The organism is Saccharopolyspora sp. MMCC62 (genome assembly GCF_057736575.1).
This window is the reverse complement of record NZ_JBYKCM010000001.1, coordinates 639,205-655,131: the sequence shown is the minus strand read 5'-3', so window position 1 is coordinate 655,131 and position 15,927 is coordinate 639,205. Positions and strand designations below refer to the sequence as shown.

The 15,927-nt window shown below is 73.0% G+C and carries 16 protein-coding genes; 7 read left to right on the top strand and 9 right to left on the bottom strand.

Annotation, left to right across the window (positions count from 1 at the left end; translation table 11 throughout):
- The first annotated feature begins 119 nt into the window (after nucleotides 1-119).
- The 3 genes from AC29IT_RS02970 (at nucleotide 120) to AC29IT_RS02960 (ending at nucleotide 1,939) form a co-directional block, all read left to right on the top strand.
- Nucleotides 120-395, top strand: coding sequence for a hypothetical protein (locus AC29IT_RS02970; protein WP_488217716.1), 276 nt, complete (start codon nucleotides 120-122; stop codon nucleotides 393-395).
- Nucleotides 396-692: 297 nt separating this feature from the next.
- On the top strand, nucleotides 693-1,337 hold the full coding sequence (locus tag AC29IT_RS02965) for a class I SAM-dependent methyltransferase (protein ID WP_358437942.1): 645 nt from the start codon (nucleotides 693-695) through the stop codon (nucleotides 1,335-1,337).
- Nucleotides 1,338-1,408: 71 nt separating this feature from the next.
- Nucleotides 1,409-1,939, top strand: a complete 531-nt coding sequence (locus AC29IT_RS02960) for a GNAT family N-acetyltransferase (protein WP_358437939.1) — start codon at nucleotides 1,409-1,411, stop codon at nucleotides 1,937-1,939.
- On the opposite strand, the gene AC29IT_RS02955 is transcribed toward AC29IT_RS02960, so the two are convergent.
- The 4 genes from AC29IT_RS02955 to AC29IT_RS02940 are packed head-to-tail and all read right to left on the bottom strand — an operon-like array spanning nucleotide 1,940 to nucleotide 5,425.
- A complete protein-coding gene (locus AC29IT_RS02955) occupies nucleotides 1,940-3,283 on the bottom strand; it encodes an acetyl-CoA carboxylase biotin carboxylase subunit (RefSeq protein WP_488217715.1) in 1,344 nt (447 codons plus the stop codon). It lies immediately after the preceding gene.
- A complete protein-coding gene (locus AC29IT_RS02950; RefSeq protein ID WP_358437934.1) occupies nucleotides 3,280-3,519 on the bottom strand; it encodes an acetyl-CoA carboxylase in 240 nt (79 codons plus the stop codon). The genes AC29IT_RS02955 and AC29IT_RS02950 overlap by 4 nt, the downstream gene beginning before the upstream one ends.
- A gap of 32 nt (nucleotides 3,520-3,551) precedes the next feature.
- Nucleotides 3,552-4,529 carry a 5-oxoprolinase subunit C family protein gene (locus AC29IT_RS02945; RefSeq protein ID WP_488217714.1) on the bottom strand — a complete coding sequence of 326 codons (978 nt, stop codon included), beginning with the start codon at nucleotides 4,527-4,529 and terminating at the stop codon, nucleotides 3,552-3,554.
- A complete protein-coding gene (locus tag AC29IT_RS02940) occupies nucleotides 4,526-5,425 on the bottom strand; it encodes a 5-oxoprolinase subunit B family protein (protein ID WP_488217713.1) in 900 nt (299 codons plus the stop codon). Before AC29IT_RS02940 ends, AC29IT_RS02945 begins: the two co-directional genes overlap by 4 nt.
- Before the next feature lie 344 nt (nucleotides 5,426-5,769).
- Between AC29IT_RS02940 and AC29IT_RS02935 the strand changes: the two genes are divergently transcribed.
- Nucleotides 5,770-6,585 (top strand): LamB/YcsF family protein, encoded by an 816-nt coding sequence (locus AC29IT_RS02935; RefSeq protein ID WP_358444285.1) that lies wholly within the window; start codon nucleotides 5,770-5,772, stop codon nucleotides 6,583-6,585.
- A 37-nt stretch (nucleotides 6,586-6,622) separates the two neighbouring features.
- Here the strand turns inward: AC29IT_RS02935 and AC29IT_RS02930 are convergent, their stop codons facing one another.
- On the bottom strand, nucleotides 6,623-7,558 hold the full coding sequence (locus tag AC29IT_RS02930) for a nitrilase-related carbon-nitrogen hydrolase (RefSeq protein ID WP_488217712.1): 936 nt from the start codon (nucleotides 7,556-7,558) through the stop codon (nucleotides 6,623-6,625).
- A gap of 23 nt (nucleotides 7,559-7,581) precedes the next feature.
- Nucleotides 7,582-8,823, bottom strand: a complete 1,242-nt coding sequence (gad, locus tag AC29IT_RS02925; protein ID WP_488217711.1) for a glutamate decarboxylase — start codon at nucleotides 8,821-8,823, stop codon at nucleotides 7,582-7,584.
- A gap of 562 nt (nucleotides 8,824-9,385) precedes the next feature.
- On the opposite strand from gad, the gene AC29IT_RS02920 reads away from it, so the two are divergent.
- Nucleotides 9,386-9,880 carry a helix-turn-helix transcriptional regulator gene (locus AC29IT_RS02920; protein ID WP_488217710.1) on the top strand — a complete coding sequence of 165 codons (495 nt, stop codon included), beginning with the start codon at nucleotides 9,386-9,388 and terminating at the stop codon, nucleotides 9,878-9,880.
- 65 nt (nucleotides 9,881-9,945) lie between these two features.
- Nucleotides 9,946-11,598, top strand: a complete 1,653-nt coding sequence (locus tag AC29IT_RS02915; RefSeq protein WP_488217709.1) for a PrsW family intramembrane metalloprotease — start codon at nucleotides 9,946-9,948, stop codon at nucleotides 11,596-11,598.
- Nucleotides 11,599-11,672: 74 nt separating this feature from the next.
- On the opposite strand, the gene AC29IT_RS02910 is transcribed toward AC29IT_RS02915, so the two are convergent.
- The 3 genes from AC29IT_RS02910 to AC29IT_RS02900 form a co-directional block, all read right to left on the bottom strand.
- Nucleotides 11,673-13,187: a glycosyltransferase family 39 protein gene (locus tag AC29IT_RS02910; protein WP_488217708.1), complete on the bottom strand. Its 1,515-nt coding sequence runs from the start codon at nucleotides 13,185-13,187 to the stop codon at nucleotides 11,673-11,675.
- A 134-nt stretch (nucleotides 13,188-13,321) separates the two neighbouring features.
- Nucleotides 13,322-13,894, bottom strand: coding sequence for a flavoprotein (locus AC29IT_RS02905; protein WP_358444268.1), 573 nt, complete (start codon nucleotides 13,892-13,894; stop codon nucleotides 13,322-13,324).
- Nucleotides 13,891-15,141 (bottom strand): helix-turn-helix domain-containing protein, encoded by a 1,251-nt coding sequence (locus AC29IT_RS02900; RefSeq protein WP_358444265.1) that lies wholly within the window; start codon nucleotides 15,139-15,141, stop codon nucleotides 13,891-13,893. Before AC29IT_RS02900 ends, AC29IT_RS02905 begins: the two co-directional genes overlap by 4 nt.
- Before the next feature lie 192 nt (nucleotides 15,142-15,333).
- Between AC29IT_RS02900 and AC29IT_RS02895 the strand changes: the two genes are divergently transcribed.
- A complete protein-coding gene (locus AC29IT_RS02895; RefSeq protein ID WP_488217707.1) occupies nucleotides 15,334-15,636 on the top strand; it encodes a hypothetical protein in 303 nt (100 codons plus the stop codon).
- The last annotated feature ends 291 nt before the right edge of the window (nucleotides 15,637-15,927 follow it).

Genomic DNA, 15,927 nt, shown 5'->3' with positions numbered 1-15,927 from the left:
GTCCCGCACGGGCTGTGGCGTCGGGCACCCGCGCATTGCTCCGCTCGGGTGCGACGCACACCACGGCGACCCCTCCTTAACGCATCCGAAACGAGGTCCTACTATCGGGGTGCAAGTGGGTGTTCGGCCCCGAACCTCTTTCGATCGCGAGACCAAGCGCGGGCACGCGCGTGTGCCCGTTCGCGCGCTCGGAAGACGGGGAGGTCAGCAGAAAGGAGGCAAGGAAAGTGGCAATGGTGTGGGTGGCTCTCGCAATTGAGGCGATCGTGCTGCTGGCGGCGGCAGGCGTGGCGGTCAGGTGGGTCAACAAGCCTGCGCTGAACACTCCCGCTCAGCCCGCTGAGCAGGTCCCGGCGGTGGAACCGGCGGGTGCGATGGTCCAGCAGCCTGCCTGAACGCGGCGCAACGGGCTTGTCCGGACCGGACAAGCCCTGCGCATGCGGCGGCGGGTGGAGCGGCTTTTATCGCCGTGCTTTCTCGCCGCGTTACACGTTATTCGAGTGAATTGCCGCGCGTTTCTTCGCGCCGCTGTTCGAAAGGGCGTTCCGCGGGACCGGTGAACGGTCCGCGCGGCGCCCTGGCGATCGAATTCCCGGCCCGCGCCCCGGCCGCGACGGCTCGGGCGACGACGGCTGCCCGCCCGCGACAGATAGGGTGACCGGGAACTCGCCCGACGAACGCGGAAGGCAGCCGTGACCACTTCCCAGCAACGGCCCCAGACCGGACGGCCCGCATCGGTGTTCGCGGACTACCGGAAGTTCGCCGCCCGTGCGGCGCGCAAACCCGGACTGGTGGGAGCCGTGGCGCCGAGCTCGCCCTACCTGGCCCGCGAGATGGCCTCGATCGTTCCCCGCGCCGCGTCCGAGGGCGGACCGGTCGTCGTGGAACTCGGCCCCGGCACCGGCGCGCTCAGCCGCGCCGTCCGCGACCGGCTGCCCGAAGGCGGCAGGCACCTGGCGATCGAACTCGACAGCGGCATGGTGGAGCACCTGCGCGCCGACCTGCCCTGGCTGGAAGTCGTGCAGGGCGACGCGGCGAAGCTGCGGACCCTGCTGGCGGACAACGGGGTGGACCGGGTGGACGCGGTGATCAGCGGGTTGCCGTGGTCGATCTTCCCCGGCGAGCTGCAGCGCGACATCCTCGGCGAGGTCGGCAAGGTGCTCACGCCCGGTGGCGCGTTCACCACGTTCGCGTACGTGCACGCGCTCGGCATGGCAGGCGCCCGGGCGTTCCGGAACCGGCTGGACCTCGCGTTCGACGAGGTCCTCACCAGCCGGACGGTGTGGCGCAACGTGCCGCCCGCGCGGATCTACACCTGCCGCCGCCCGATCTCCTGACCGATCCGGTCCGGCCGCGACCACCGGAACAGAGCATGTGCAGCGGAGCGTGATCGGTCTACGGTCGCGATGTGGGGACCATTGTGCTGCTGAGGCCGGTGCTCGAAGACGACCTGACCGATCTCGACCGGATGCTCAACACCCGCGAGGCCACCCATCCCTACAACTGGTTCGGCTACCACGGCGCGGGGCATTTCCGGCGCCGCTGGGCGGAATCCGGGCTGCTGGACGTGGATGAGGGAGTGCTGCTGGTCGTCGCCGAGCAGGACCCGCAGCGGCGCCTCGGATTCGTGTCGTGGGCGAAGAACCCGACCGGGCAGACCTCGTACTGCTGGAACATCGGGATCACCCTGCTGCCGGAGGCGCGCGGCCGCGGCCACGGCACCGACGCGCAGCGGCAGCTCGTCGCCTACCTGTTCGCCCACACCCAGGTGAACCGGGTGGAGGCGGGTACCGAAGTGGACAACCTCGCCGAACAGCGCGCCCTCACCAAGGCCGGGTTCACCCGGGAGGGCGTGCTGCGCGGCTGGCTGTTCCGCGAGGGGAAGTGGCGGGACTGCGTGCGCTTCAGCGTGCTGCGCGACGAGGTCGTCGGCCGCTGATCAGTCGAGCTGCTCCTCCAGCCAGGTGGTGTGCACCGGGCCGCTGCGCAGCTTGTCGTTGCCGACGAGCCGCCGGTGCAGCGGGATCGTGCTGGCCACGCCTTCGATGCGGAACTCCTGCAGCGCCTGCTCGGCCCGCGCGTACGCTTGGTCGCGGTCGGCGCCCCAGCAGATCAGCTTCGCGATCAGCGAGTCGTAGAACGGGCTGATCCGGTCGCCCCTGGCCAGCCCGGTGTCCACCCGCACGCCCGGTCCGCCGGGCAGGTCGAACGCGGTGACCTCACCGGGGCACGGGGCGAAGCCGCGGTCCGGGTCCTCGGCGTTGATCCGCAGCTCGATGGCCGCGCCGGTGGCCACCAGGTCGTCCTGCGCGAACGAGAGCGGGGCGCCCCCGGCGATGCGCAGCTGCTCGGCGACCAGGTCGACGCCGCTGATCGCCTCGGTGATCGGGTGCTCGACCTGGATGCGGGTGTTCATCTCCATGAAGTAGAAGTGCTGGTCCTCGTCGACGAGGAACTCCACGGTGCCCGCGTTGCGGTAGCCGACGTGCCGGGCGAGCCGGACCGCGGCCTCGCCGATGCGCCGCCGGGTCTCCTCGTGCAGTCCGGCCGCCGGGGCCTCCTCCAGCAGCTTCTGCCTGCGGCGCTGCACCGAGCAGTCCCGCTCGAACAGGTGCACCACGCCGCCGTGGTCGTCGGCGAGCAGCTGCACCTCGATGTGCCGCGGCCGGGGCAGCGCCCGCTCCAGGTAGGACGTGCCGTCGCCGAACGCGGACCGCGCCTCGGCCTGCGCGGCGGGCAGCACCTCGGCCAGCTCGTCCGCCGAGGACACCGGGCGGATCCCGCGCCCGCCACCGCCCGCGGCGGCCTTCACCAGCACCGGGTAGCCGAGCTCGTCGGCCGCGGCCTGCGCGGCCGCCAGGTCGGTGACCGGCGCGCTGCCCGGGACCACCGGCACGCCCGCGGCCTGCGCCGTGGCGCGGGCGGTCGCCTTGTCGCCCATCAGCTCGATCGCGGAGGCCGGCGGGCCGACCAGCACCAGCCCGGCGTCCTGCACGGCCCGCGCGAACCGCGGGTTCTCCGAGAGGAAGCCGTAACCGGGGTGGATCGCGTCGGCGTGGGTGTCGCGCGCCGCCGCCAGCACCGCCGCACCGTCCAAGTAGGACTTCGCGGCGGGGGAGGCACCGAGGCGCACCGCGTGCTCGGCCAGCCGCACCCAGCGGGAGTTCTCGTCCGCGTCGGAGTAGACCGCCACCGCTTCGATCCCGGCCGCGTGGCAGGCGCGGATGATGCGGACCGCGATCTCGCCCCGGTTGGCCACCAGGACCCGGTTCGGGCCGCTCATGGCGCTTCGACCTCGGCGACGCCCTGACCGGCCTCCACCTCGTCGCCCTCGTCGAGCAGGAACCGGCCGAGGGTGCCCGCCTGTTCGGCCTTCACCTCGCTGAAGGTCTTCATCACCTCGATGAGCGCGATGGTCTGCCCTTCCTGGACCGCCGCACCGACCTCCACGAACGGTTCCTGGTCCGGTGCGGGGCGTCGGTAGAAGACGCCGGGGAGCGCGGCGTTGACGGTCGACATGGTGGCCTCCTCGGTGGTTCGGGCGTGCGGGACTAGCTGACGGCGGCGCGGACCTTCTCCAGCCGGATGCCGCGGTCCCGGCGGGCGGCGATGGCACCGTCGACGTCGACGGCGGTGAACACCACCCGGTCGCCGGTGCGGGCCTGCGCGATCCGGTCCCGGTCCACGGAGATCACGGTGCCCACGGTGGCGTAGCCGCCGCCGGTCACCGCGTCGCCGAGCAGCACGATCGGTTCGTCGCCGCCGGGCGCCTGGACGGAGCCGATCGGGTAGCCGAGGTCGACGACGTTCGCCGGGTCGCCGCCCGCGCCGAACGGGGGTTCGCGGTCGATGAAGTCGATGGTGCCGCCGCGCAGCCGGTAGCCGACGCGGTCGGCGTCCTTGGTGACCTTCCACTCGGTGTCCACGAAGGACTCCAGCGCGGCGTCGGTGAGCCGGTAGGAGCACAGGCCCACCACGAGCCGCAGCCGCGCCGGGCCTCCGACGGCGGGCCGCAGCCCGGTGGGCACCGCGGTGCCCGGCGACGGACCGGACACCGGCGGCGAACCGAGCGGCAGCCGGTCGTCGGCCCGCAGTGCCCTGCCGTGGAACCCGCCGATGCCGGTGAGCGTGTACGTCGACCGGGAACCCAGGTACTCCGGAACCGCGATCCCGCCGCTGACGGCCACGTACGGGCGGGCGCCCGCGGTGAGCATCTCGAAGGACAGCACGTCCCCGGCGCGCACTGCGAGCGTCTCCCACGCCGGGACGGGCTCGCCGTTGACGCGGGCCGGGGCGTCGGCGCCGGTGACGGCGATGCGGCGGTCGTCGGTGAACTCCAGCTCCGGGCCGATGTAGGTGGCCTCCAGCGCGGCGGTGCCTTCCGGGTTGCCCACCAGGAGGTTGGCCGCGCGGAAGGAGTACTGGTCGAGCGCGCCGGACGGCGGCATCCCGATCGCGTACCAGCCGTCGCGCCCGGCGTCCTGCACCGTCGTGGAGAGCCCTCCGGAGCGCACGATGACCTCGCTCATCCCAGCACCTCCAGCAACGTCCGGTTGAAGCCGTCCGGGTCCGCGAGGAACGCGGTGGGGGCGAACTCGACGTCCGCGGTGCGGTAGCGGAAGGTTCCCGCCGCCACCTCGGCCCGGATGCGGTCGTACTCGGCCCGGTCGATCGCGCGGTAGCGCAGGATGTCGCTCGGCCGCGGGAACGCGATGTTCTCGGCGAAATCCGGCAGCGATCGCGCCAGGTCGAACACCGGAGCGGGCGCGATTCCGAACAGTTGATATCCGCCCGCACCGCGCACCGGGTAGATCACCGAGAACGCGCCGCCGTACCCGAATGCGCGTTCCGGGGTATCGGTGCGCGGCCGCACGTACTTGGGCACTTCGATCTGCCGTTCGCGCGGGACCATCTGGTAGCAGAACGGCAATCCGGGAACGAATCCGAGCATGGTGACCAAGAACGGTGCGGACGTGATCGCATCGATCAGTTCCGGGGTTCCGCGGAATCCGTTGATCCGCGCCGCGTAGTCCAGATCGGTGCCGGTCGGGTCCTGGTGGTGGTCCCGGAAGCGCAGCAACGTCTCCCGGGTCCACGGGTCGTCGAACAGGATCGGCACGTCGACGATGCGGGTCGGGACCACGTGGCCGTCCGGCAGTTCGCCCGCGGTCGCCTCCAGTCTGCGCAGCTCATCGACCAGTTCAGCCGGGTGCAGCCGGTCCGGGTCGAGCCGGACCAGGTAGGAGGCGTTGGACGGGCAGATGTCGATGACGCCGTCGATGTCCTGCTCCCGCAACGCGCCGGTGATCGCCATCGCCTTGAGGTTCGCTTCCAGGCTCATTTCCTGATCGAGTTCGACGAACACGAATTCATCGCCGCCGAACTCGTACCTGGCGGGAGGCAGATGCGTGGTAGTCGCTGCCATGTCGACCTCCTCAACCGGTTTACGGAGGTGATCTGCCGTGGACCCGAGCATGCGCCGAAGTGATTCCCGGCGCAGAACCGGCGCTGAGAACTCCTTGGGCGGCCCGGGGAAAATCGCACGTTCGGGTCACCATAGCCCGCGGGCTGGGAAGATCGGTACGCGCGAACGCGTGCACCGGAATGGGCCGAAAGGGCGCGGCGAGATCGGGAGCGGAACGGCGGAGACGACCGAACGGGGCACTGCGCGGCCCGGGGCGCTGCGGGAAACTGGCCGGACCACCGGCGCGCGGCCGGGGAACACCGCAGGGCACCGGCCGCGGCCGGCAGCTGCGGGAGGTGGGTCCGGTGCAGGAACTGGTGGATCTCAACGCGGACGCGGGGGAGAGCTTCGGCCGGTGGAAGCTGGGTGACGACGAACGGGTGATCCCGTTGGTCACCTCGGTGAACATCGCCTGCGGCTGGCACGCGGGCGATCCGGCGACCATGCGGGAGTCGCTGCGCATCGCGCGCGACGCGGGCGTGGCCGCGGGCGCGCACCCCGGATTCCCCGACCTGACCGGTTTCGGCAGGCGCGCGCTGGCGATGAGCCCGCGGGAGGCGGCCGACGCGTGCCTGTACCAGTTCGGCGCGCTGCGGGCGCTGGCCGACGAGCTGGGCGTGCCGATCACCCACGTGAAGCCGCACGGCGCCTTCTACGGCCTCACCTCCCGCGAACCGGAGGTGGCCGCGGCGGTCGGCGAAGCCGTCGCCGCCGCGGCACCCGGAGTTCCGGTGGTGCTGCTGGCGGGGCCGACCGCGGACCGGGTCGCCGAGCGGGGCGTGCCAGTGGTGCGGGAGGCGTTCGCCGACCTGGACTATGACGAGACCGGGCGCATCATCATCGAACCGAACCCGGTCGCGAAGGACCCGCGGGCCTGCGCGGAGCAGGCGCTGGCGGTGCTGCGCGGCGCGGTCACCTCGGTCCGCGGCGGCGAGGTCCCGGTGGCCGCCGACTCGATCTGCCTGCACGGCGACCGGCCGAACGCGGCGGAGGTGGCCCGCGCGGTCCGGGACGCGCTGACCGCGGAAGGGGTGCGGCTCGCCCCGATGCGGGAGGTGCTGGCGGCGCGGGGAGCCGGTGCGGCCACCGAGGCGGGGAGGTCGGCGACCGCACCGGCGTGACCGGGGCCGGACCGGATGCCGCGGCCCGGCACCCGGGTCAATGCAGGGGCAGCAGCTCCTCCCGCAGCGCGACCCTGTTGTCGGTGAAGTGATCGCCTTCCGGGCTGAACGGCGCCACCTCGTCCGGCACGCAGTCGGCGAGCAGCAGGGCGTCGTCCCGGCGCTCGTCCGGCCCGGCCGCGATCAGCGGTGCGCCGTCCGGCGCCCACACCCCGGAGTTGCCGCGGTACTGCCACTGCCCGCGCTCCGAGGTCTCCCAGCCGCGCCGGTTCACGTACGCCACGAACACCCGCCACACCGCGGCCATCGCCGGGATGATGTGCTCGGTCGCGTCCGGGTACGGGACCTGGGTGGGCGTGCCGTCGTGCAGCGTGAAGTGGTGGTCGGCTGCGGTCGGGCCCACCACGAGCCGCGCCCCGCGGGTGACCAGGCTCTGGTACAGCGGCGGGAACTCGCACTCGTAGCAGTTGAGCAGGCCCACCGGGAACTGGTTCACCTTCACCACCGGCGGCAGCTCGGTGCCCGCGGTGAAGTTGATCCGCTCCGCCGCCCCGTACAGGTGGGTCTTGCGGTAGTTCGCGGCGAGCTCGCCCTCGACGACGAGCGCGATCGAGTCGTGCACGGTGCCCGCCGCGCGGTCGAGCTCCACGTAGGGCAGCACGATCGCCACGTCGTGCGCGGCCGACAGCTCGCGGGCCGCTTGCACCGCGGTGCCGTCCGAGGGCTGGGCGAGGGCGCGGGCTTCGGCGGCGCCCAGCGAGTAGCCGGTGGTGTAGCACTCGGGGAAGGCGCACAGCTGGGCCCGGTAGCGGGCGGCGACCTCGACGACCTCCTGCATCCGGTGCAGGTTCGCGGTCACCGCCTCCGAGGTGCCGACCGGGTTCTCGCCCTGGAACAGCGCGAGGCGCACGCCGGTGCCCGGCTGCGGGGGTCCGGACCGGGGGAGCTTGCAGGCGATGCGGATGGGGCGCAACGGTTTCGTCCTCTCTGCGGGGGTCAGGCAGGGGTGGTGATGGCGCCGGACAGGTAGCCGCGCACCGCGTCGAGCAGGTCTTCGGCGTGCCGTGCGGTGAACTCGTTGCGCACCACGATGCGCAGCACGTCGGTCCGCTGGCGGTCCGGCGGCAGCGCGTACACCGGCACCGACCAGCCGTGCGCGCCCAGGTGCCCGGCGAGCTCGCGCAACGTCCAGCGGTGCCCGCCCTCGCGCTGCGCCAGCACCACCACGGGCAGCTCCCGGCCGTCGCCGATGATCCGGAACGGGCCCATGCCGCCGAGCGCATCGGCCAGCGCGCTGGCGGTGGCGCGGCTGCGGGCGTGCATCGCGCGGAACCCGTCGAACCCGAACCGCAGGAAGTTGTAGTACTGCAGCACCACCGGCGCCGCCGAACGGGAGAAGCTCAGCTCGTGGTTGGCGCGCGTGCTGCCCAGGTAGTTGGTGTCGAAGCTGAGCCAGTTCGTGCGCGCCGCCGGGTCCCGCCACACGATCCACCCGAGCCCGGCCGGGACCATCCCGTACTTGTGCCCGGAGGCGTTGACCGACTGCACCCGCGGCAGCCGGAAGTCCCACGGCAGCTCCGGATCCAGGAACGGGGCGACGAAACCTCCGGAGGCGGCGTCCACGTGGATCGGAACGTCCACATCGGACTCGGCGGCGAGCGCGTCCAGCGCCGCGGACATCTCCGCTATCGGCTCGTAGCCGCCGTCGATCGTGGAACCCAGGATGCCGACCACGCCGATGGTGTCCGCGTCGCAGCGCTCCCGCGCCTGCTCGCCGGTGAGGTGCAGCCCCGCGGGCCCGGCGGGGGCTATGCGCGGTTCGACCTCCCAGTAGCGGCAGAACTTGTGCCAGCACACGTGCGCGTTCGACCCGAGCACCAGGTTCGGCTGCCGCCCGGCGGTGTCCCCGCGGTGCCGCCACCGGCGCAGCAGCGAGGTGCCCGCCAGCAGCGCGGCCTCGCTGGAACCGGTGGTGGCGGTGCCGACGGCGGTCGACGGGTCCGCGTTCCACAGCCCCGCCAGGGTCTGCACGCACTGCCGCTCCAGCTCGGTCGCGCCCGGGTACTGGTCCCGGTCGATGAGGTTGTACGGCAGGTAGTCGCTGAAGAGCCGTTCGGCCTCCGGATCGAGCGCGCCGGTCAGGAACGTGGCCAGGTTCGACGTCGGGGTGATGTCGTCCCGGAGTTTGATCCGGACCGCGCCGGCCGCGGCCGAGGCGGTCCAGCCCTTGCCGGGCATCGCTCCCGGCGGTCGCGGGGGAGTCGTGGGTGGTGCGCTCGCCCGGCTTGCCGCCTGCGGACACGACATGGCGAAGACCTCCTAGAGGAAGACTGCGACGTGAGTGCGCTGGGAACGCACTCGGGCGGTCGCACGGCCGACTGGAGCGGGAGGGATTGGGACGTGCGACGTTTCGAAATCTAGGTCCCGGGCGGCGGTGGCAAACATGGTCAGAAAGGCCTGCTCCGCAGGTCCTGGGCCGCGGGTCCTGGTCCGCGCGAGCACCACCGAGATCGCTCGAACGTGTCGTTGATTGCGGCATCCGGGCGAAATCGGTGGCCGGTCGGTCACTTCTGCGGGGGTCGCTGACGACATAGCCAGTGGAGGCAGCGACCGGTCCGGTGCAGGTGGGAAGGCCTTGCCCGGTGGTGAAGCGTCGGCCTGCGACGGTGCGCGAAAGACCTGGTCACAGCGGTGGTGCGCGGTGATGCCCCGGTCCGGCACCGGAACGATCTCGCGTCGTCCGGGGCACCCGTGTGCCCGGTGGCGCAGCCGATGTCACCCGACCTGTGGGAGTCACCTGATGGCCAGTTCGTACCGGCGAGCCTTGGACACCGCGATCACCGCGATGATGCGCGAGGCGGTCGAGCACTCCGCGGCGCTCGAGCAGGTGCTCGGGCAGGTGAACCAGCTGGTGACCCTGCGGGTGCGCCTCGGCCACAACGGGCTGGTCGCCGGCGAGGTCTACCGGGACGCGCTGCAGCGCGCCGCCGGTGCCGGGACCGGTGGCGCGCCGAGCACGCAGGCGGCGCCACTGCTGCAGCGGCTCACCCCGCGCGAGCACGAAGTGCTGGGGCACCTGGTCCGCGGCAGCTCCAACCGGCAGATCGCCCGGTCGCTCGGCATCTCCGAGCGGACCGTGAAGAACCACCTGCGCGCCGTGTTCACCAAGCTGGAGGTCGCCGACCGCACCTCCGCCGCGGTCAAAGCGCTCACCGCGGGTCGCGCACCCGAGCCGGCCGCCGCGGAACCCGGCACCGTCGAGATCCCGCGGCAGGGCACGGCGCCCCGCGGCTGACGATCGGCGGCGCGATCAGCGGGTACGGGCACCGGGCGGTGCGACGATCTTCTACTCTGCCGGACATGCCCGCGCTCAGCCCCAGCTCGATCCTCGAAGGCCGCAGCAGCGATCGCGTGCCGCTCCCGTTCATCATCGGGTTGATCGGGTGCGGCCTCTGCACGCTGCTGGCGGTGGCCTACTACCTGCTCACCGGTGGCGTGCTCAGCACCGTGCTGAGCGGGCTGCTGGCGCTCCCGACGGTGGTGGTGCTGGTCGCGCTGGTGCTGCTGATGGACCGGCTGGAACCGGAACCGCGGGTGAACCTGCTGCTGGCGTTCGCGTGGGGCGCCGGGGTCGCGATCGTCGGCTCGTTCCTGGTGAACACGCTCGGCGGGTCGCTGCTGCAGCCGGTGTACGGGCCGGAGCTCGGCCAGGTGCTGACCGCCTCGGTGATCGCGCCGGTGGTGGAGGAGAGCTTCAAGGGCTTCTTCCTGCTGCTGATGCTGTGGTTCCGCCGGTTCGAGATCGACGGGCCCACCGACGGCCTGGTGTACGCGGGGCTGTGCGCGCTGGGTTTCGCGTTCGTGGAGAACGTCCTCTACTACCAGAACGGGATCCTGGAGCAAGGGACCGCGGTGGCGAGCACGGTGCTGGTGCGCGGGGTGATCGCGCCACTGGGGCACCCGATCTACACGGCGATGACCGGGCTCGGCGTGGCCTACGCGGCGCGCAGCCGGGGCGCCGGGCGCGGGCTCGCCGTGGTCGGCGGCTGGGTGGCGGCGGTGCTGCTGCACTCGCTGTGGAACTTCTCCTCCGTGTTCGGCTACGGCGGGCTGGCGCTGGCGTACCTGGTGGAGCTCGGGGTGCTGGTGGTGCTGGTGCTGATCGTGATCCGGGACCGCAAGCGGATCGTCGGGCTGATCGACACCCACCTGCCGCCGTACATCCCGAGCGGGCTGGTGCACGAGGTGGACGTGCGGATGCTCGCGACCCTGAACGGGCGCAGGCGGGCGCGGAGCTGGGCGCGGATGCAGGCGGGCCTGCCCGGGGCGCGCGCGATGGCGGACTACCAGCTGGCGGCCACCGAGCTCGCGCTGCTGCACGACCACGCGACGCGGGCGACGATCCCGGTGGGGCTGTTCCACTCGCGGCGGGACGCGATCCTGGGACTGATGCGGGTGGCGCGGGACGCGTTCTTCCGGCGCAGGCCGTTGCCGCAGGTGGCGGCACCGCCGTGGGCCGGGGCGCACCAGTCCGGCTTCTTCCGGACCTCGGAGCTGCGGACGACGAAGATGCCGACGTACCGGCCCGCACCCGCACCGCCGCCTCCGCCGCCGGGTCCGCTCGCGGCCCTGCGCACCCGGAAGATGCGGACGATGCCCGCCGACGGGCGACCGGGGACTCCGCCGGGCGGTGCCCCGCAGCAGCCTCCGGCGTCGGAGGCGCCGACCGCGCGGCACCCGAACACCCGGCAGCGGAACGATCACGGGCGGGACGCGCAGCAGGGCAACGCCCGGTTCGGGAACCGGCAGCCCGCGACCCAGCAGCCCGCGAGCCCGCAACGCTCGAACCAGCAGCCGCCGAACCAGCAGCGGCCTGCCCCGCCGCAACCTGGTCCGCAGCAGAACCCCCAGCAGCAGGGTCCCCAGCAGCAGGGTCCGCAGCAGCAGGGTTCGCAGCAACCCGGCCCCCAGCAGCGGCCCCCGGGACCACCGGCCCCGCCGCCTCGATCCTGAGCAACGCCCAGGTCAATGGCCCATTCCCCCGAACACGCTGGGCGAATGGGCCATTCACCTGCGGTGGGCGGCGGTCAGCCGGTGCGGATCCGCGGCCACAACCGGGACCACGGTTGCGCCGGGCCCGAGTAGTGCCGCACCGACACGCCCTGCGCGAGGTTCACCAGCGACCCGGTCCGGACCTGCGCGACCGCGGCGCTTTCCGCGAAGTACGGCGCGAGCGGCTCCGCGGCACCCACGTACAGCAGCTCGGTGGCGCCGTCCGGTGGAGCACCGAAGAACCAGTACCCGCGGTTCGGGCTGTGCACCGGAGGCAGGCCCGCCGCGGGGCCGAGGACGTCCAGCGCCGCCGCCAGGTGGTAGGTCTCGGCGACGATCGCGGTGCGTTCCCGCTGCTCGGGCGGCAGCGAGCGGTAGGCGTCGGCGACGGTCCGGGTCAGCTCCGGCCACCCCGTCTCGTACATCCGGCTGTAGGAGGCCAGCTGCGGGTGCCGGGCCGCCACCGGCAGCGGGGTGATCGGCAGCAGCGCCAGCGGCACCACCGCCGAGACCGCGAACGCGGGCCACACCACCCACGACCACCGCGCGGTCGCCCGCTGCCGGAACCCGATGGCCCCGGCGGCGAACACCAGCCCGTAGAGCCCCGAGAGGTAGTTCGGCCGCCCCGCCGCCAGCAGGTGGAAGGCGGCGAGCAGCAGCACCGCCCAGCCGAGGAACCGCACGTGCCGCAGCTGCTCGTCCCGCAGCAGGCACCAGGTCCCGAAGCAGCACAGCGCCGCCCCCACCACGGGCCCGGCGTAGAGCAGCACCGCGGGCGGCAGCAGGAGCCGGTCGTTCTCGCCGCCGACGACGCCTGCCATGTCGACGGCGGGCCAGCCGTGCCCGACCTGCCACACCAGCGCGGGTACCGCGGCGACCGCGGCGAGCGCCGCCCCGGCCCACAGCGCGGGGCGCCGCAGCAGCTCGCGCGGCCCGGCGATGAGCACGCCGAGCAGCAGCGCCGCGCACAGCAGCACGATCTGGAACTTCGTCTGCACCCCGACCGCGGCGACGGCCCCGGCGAGCAGCAGCAGCCGGTCCCGCCGGATCCCGGCCCGGTGCAGCCGCACCCAACGCGCCACCGGCCACAGCACCGCGAGCCACTGCGCGGGCTCCAACGTCGCGGCGGCCAGCCAGTGCCCGCTCAGCAGCAGCCACGGCGACAGCGCGCACGCGGCGGCGGCGATCACCTGAGCCCGCCGGTCGGCGCCGAGCTCGCGGGCCAGCAGCGCGGTGCCCGCGATGCCGAACGCGGCGATCAGCGCGGCGGGCGACCGCAGCGCGAGCAGCGAACCGGGCGCGGCCGAGTCGATGGCGGCGGCCAGCAGCGGCACCAGCGGCTGCTGGTCCATGTAGCCCCAGTCCAGGTGGTGCTTCCCGGCGGCGATGAAGTACAGCTCGTCGGACAGGTACCCGTAGCGCCCGCTGATCAGCACCAGCAGCAGCGCGGTGAGCCCGGCGAGCAGCAGCACCGGGCCGCGGGCGAACGGCGGCGGTGCGGTGGCCGCGCCGCCGGTCGCGGCGCAGGTCCGCTCGGTCGGTACCGGCACCCGTCCTCCCCTCGTCGCGCGGCCGCTGTCCCGGCGCGGCGCGAGTCTAGGTGCGGTGCCGGTGCGGGCGCGGCGACCCGCCCGGGGCGGTCGGCGGCCGTGGTGCCGGTGGCCGTGGTCGCAGGGCCGGGGTGTCAGGGACGGGGCTGCCAGGGGTGGGCGAGGAAGGTCCGCCACGCCAGCTCCCACGGGAACCGGTGCAGGTGCGCTTCGCCGGTGCCGGGCTCGTGCTGCTCGTAGACCTCGGGCCCGGCGAGCACCTCGACGCCCCAGCCGCCGAGGCGGCGCATCGCCTCCTGCACGGCCGGGAACGAGATCTGCGCCCGGTTGGAGAACGGCATCGCCACCACCGGCTGCCGCTTGCCGACGGCTTCCACCAGCAGCCCCAGCGGCAGCGTGTCGGAGATGCCCGCCGCCCACTTCGCGAGGCTGTTGCAGGTGATCGGCGCGGCGATCATGCCGTCGGCCGGTGGCAGTTCGTCGGCCGCGGCCGGGTCCTTGTACTCGCTGCGCACCGGGTGCCCGGTCTTCGCCTCGAGCGCTTCGACGTCGAGGAACCGCCTCCCATCGGGGGAGGCGACCACGCACACCTCCCAGGCGTCCGCCTGCGCGAGCTCCACCAGGCGCCCGACGTCGCGGGCCGCGGGCGAGCCCATCGCGAGCGCGTAGAGCACGGGTCTGCCGTCGTCGAGCACGGTGCCGCTCACCGCCGGATGCCGCACCAGGCGGCGAAGTGGGACAGGCTGTTGGTGGAGCGGGCATCGCTGGCGGCCAGCGACTGCACCGTCTCGTGCACCTGCGGGTGGTACCGGGTCAGCTGCGGCGCGATCCGCCGCGCGGTCTGCAGGCATTCCAGCGAGCGCCGCCGGTCGCCGTGCAGCAGCCAGCCCCGGGAGAGGTCGATCCAGTAGTGCCCGCTGCGGCTGGGCGCGGTGTGCTCGGGCAGCTGCACGGTGGCGGCCCTGGTGACGGCGGTGGTGCCGTCGGCGAGTTCCACCGGGACCGCGACGGCGTGGATGTCGACGTTGGTGGCGCCGAACTTGGTGCCGTAGTGGTTGGCCTCGTCCTGGCCGTCGACGACCATCGCGCGCGCTTCCCGCAGGTGGCCGTCGGCGAGGTCGGCGTCGGCGGTGCGCGCGGCCATGATCGCCGCGCGCAGGTGCACCGCGCCGCGCACCGCCGAGGTCGCCGGGGTCTCCGGTTCCGATTCGATCAGGCCCAGCGAGCGGTCCAGGGAGCGCAGGCCCGCGTTGTAGGAGCCGTCGAACAGCAGCACCAGCGCGTGGTTCCACTCCGCCACCGAGCCGCGCACCGGGTCGGCGCCGCGGGCGGAGGCCGCGCGAGCCCGCTCGTCGGCCAGGTGGCACAGGTCGAGGTGCCCCAGCCGGTACAGCGCGATCATCGTGTAGGAGTACGCGGTCGCGAGCAGTTCGTGCACCGCGGTCTCGTCCGGGTGCGCCCGCGCCGCGTGGTGCAGGTGCCGGAGCACGTCGGGCAGCGCCTGCACCGCCTCGGCGTGCCGGGTGCGCCGGTCCCACTCCTTGATCCGGGCCACGTCGGCGCGCAGGTCGGCGATGCTGCGCGGGTCGGCGTCGAGTTGCGGGTCGTCGCCTTCGACCAGCGCCTGGCGCAGCGCGGGCACGCCCGCCTGGTCCGAGGACGGTCCGGCGAGGCGGCTGTGGTGCGGCTGCTCGGTGAGGTCGGTGATGTTGATGGACAGCGCCCGTGCGACCGCGGCCACGAAGGAGTGGCTGGCGGCGCGTTCGCCGCGCTCCACCTTGCGCAGCAGCGAATAGGAAACCGCTGCCCGCACCGACAGCGCCCGCTGCGTCACGCCGTGGATCTTGCGGAGTTCGGCGATGCGGGAACCGATGCGAGTCGGATTGTCGTTCTCGACGTCGTCGCCGGGACCCTCCGGCGAGAGGTCGGTTTCCATGCCGTTTCCGTGCGTCATGCTGTCTTCCCCCTTGTACGCCTCGCTCACGAAACCTGATCGGACGCGCGAGGGCAATCGGAACTCGGCGGGTGTGGCGATTGTGTGGCACTCCGATATCCGATTTCGGTCCACTGTCAGCCTATGCGATCAGCAGCTGAGAATCGGCGCGCATTCCTCGATTCCCGCCCGGACGGCGCGGGAGAGGACACGATGAAGGGGGGTGTTGCGGCGTCCGCGGTGCGGGCCTACCCGGAGCTGGCGGGTCTCACCGACCTGCGAGCGGCCGGGTGGTCGTTCCGCGCCGTGGCGGACGACGAGGGGGAGATCGGTGGCCTGGTCGGCTGGAGGGACACCGCGACCTGCATGGACGTGCTGTGGATCTTCGGCCGGGACGAGTGCCGCGCGGCGCGGATCATGCCTGCCGCGACCGCGGCTCCGGGGGAGCTGGTGTGGAGCCGGACGGGGGATCTGGCGACCTGCGTGGCGGCCCTGCTGGGGCTGCCGGGGGCCTGACCGGACGATCCGGTTCCTGGGAGTTCGTGAACGACCCGGCCATGGGGGTGGCCGGGTCGTTCGCTTTCCCGGGTGCGTTCCGCGGGGCGCGACCGCGCCTATACCTACTAAAGAAGTCACTCGTTAGGACTAAAACGCGGGCGTGCGGACTACTGCTTCAGGGGAATGATCGGCGTCACATCGATGACTCGCCCGACCTGTCGTTGCGAATTCTTCGCGCCCCTCGTGGCGGTGCCTTGCGATCATTTCTTCGCGAGGGGTTCCCTCCGGGGTGTCGAGCGGGGGTCGGGT

Excerpts from the sequence above, each read along its gene's own strand:
- AC29IT_RS02955 (WP_488217715.1), bottom strand. The coding sequence starts at position 3,283 with ATGAGCGGCCCGAACCGGGTCCTGGTGGCCAACCGGGGCGAGATCGCG.
- AC29IT_RS02950 (WP_358437934.1), bottom strand. The coding sequence starts at position 3,519 with ATGTCGACCGTCAACGCCGCGCTCCCCGGCGTCTTCTACCGACGCCCC.
- AC29IT_RS02945 (WP_488217714.1), bottom strand. The coding sequence starts at position 4,529 with ATGAGCGAGGTCATCGTGCGCTCCGGAGGGCTCTCCACGACGGTGCAG.
- AC29IT_RS02940 (WP_488217713.1), bottom strand. The coding sequence starts at position 5,425 with ATGGCAGCGACTACCACGCATCTGCCTCCCGCCAGGTACGAGTTCGGC.
- gad (WP_488217711.1), bottom strand. The coding sequence starts at position 8,823 with ATGCCCGGCAAGGGCTGGACCGCCTCGGCCGCGGCCGGCGCGGTCCGG.
- AC29IT_RS02920 (WP_488217710.1), top strand. The coding sequence starts at position 9,386 with ATGGCCAGTTCGTACCGGCGAGCCTTGGACACCGCGATCACCGCGATG.
- AC29IT_RS02915 (WP_488217709.1), top strand. The coding sequence starts at position 9,946 with ATGCCCGCGCTCAGCCCCAGCTCGATCCTCGAAGGCCGCAGCAGCGAT.
- AC29IT_RS02900 (WP_358444265.1), bottom strand. The coding sequence starts at position 15,141 with ATGACGCACGGAAACGGCATGGAAACCGACCTCTCGCCGGAGGGTCCC.
- AC29IT_RS02895 (WP_488217707.1), top strand. The coding sequence starts at position 15,334 with ATGAAGGGGGGTGTTGCGGCGTCCGCGGTGCGGGCCTACCCGGAGCTG.